Here is an 810-nt window from a genome sequence, read left to right as displayed (position 1 = left end):
ATTTCTGTAAGTTAAAAGAATTTAAACGTATAGCGATGCGTAGTTGTAAAACAGATACGAGTTTTGAAGCCATGATTCAATTGTGCGCGAGTGTAATTAACTCTCGGTAATTCTCAACAGACCCTAATAAAAATAGACATTTTTACAAATTAAATGTGAGTTTTGTACATTTTATAACTTAGAATACGAGGCACTAATCACATTATCTTTATCTTTATTTTTATTTTTATAAGTTATAAGTCATATAAAAGGTGTAAGTATGAATAGGATCTATAGAGTAGTTTGGAATGCTTCGATAGGGGCATGGGTTGCGGTTTCGGAAAATGCAAAAAGTAAAACGAAAACAAAAACGGTGAAAGTTGTAGCAGTAGCTATAGCTATTGCGTCAAGTGCGATGATGCCAGTTTACGCTGATGTTGTGGCAGGAAATAATATTACAGTTACACCTAGTGGCACAGATTTTGTAGTTGCAACAACGGATGACGTAAGTCTGAATAAAGTTACGGTAGGCAGTGTTGAATTAGATAAAACCACAAATACAGTTAAAGTCGGGACAAATACGACATTAAGTACTGCAGGTTTAGATACGGACGGTTCAGTTAAGACAGGTACATTAACTACAACAGGCTCAGCAACAATTGGAAATGGTTTGACTGTAGTAAATGGTACGACGGCTCTTAAAAACACCAGCATTACAGGTACTTTAGAAACTACGGGAAATACTACAGTAGGCGGTACTTTAAATGTAACAAATACAGCAAATTTAAATAATGGTGCAAATTTAAATAGCAAACAGATTACAGGATTGGC

The 810-nt window shown here is 34.9% G+C and carries 1 protein-coding gene; it reads left to right on the top strand.

Annotated elements, in window-relative coordinates:
• Nucleotides 1-259: 259 nt before the first annotated feature.
• On the top strand, nt 260-810 hold a 551-nt coding region (locus F967_RS00295; protein WP_004797488.1), incomplete at its 3' end, for an ESPR domain-containing protein.

Origin of the sequence: Acinetobacter sp. CIP 102637 (assembly GCF_000368425.1) — a bacterium.
Taxonomy (GTDB): domain Bacteria; phylum Pseudomonadota; class Gammaproteobacteria; order Pseudomonadales; family Moraxellaceae; genus Acinetobacter; species Acinetobacter parvus.
Note: the sequence above shows the minus strand (reverse complement) of the source record. Positions and strands in the feature narration are given on the sequence as shown.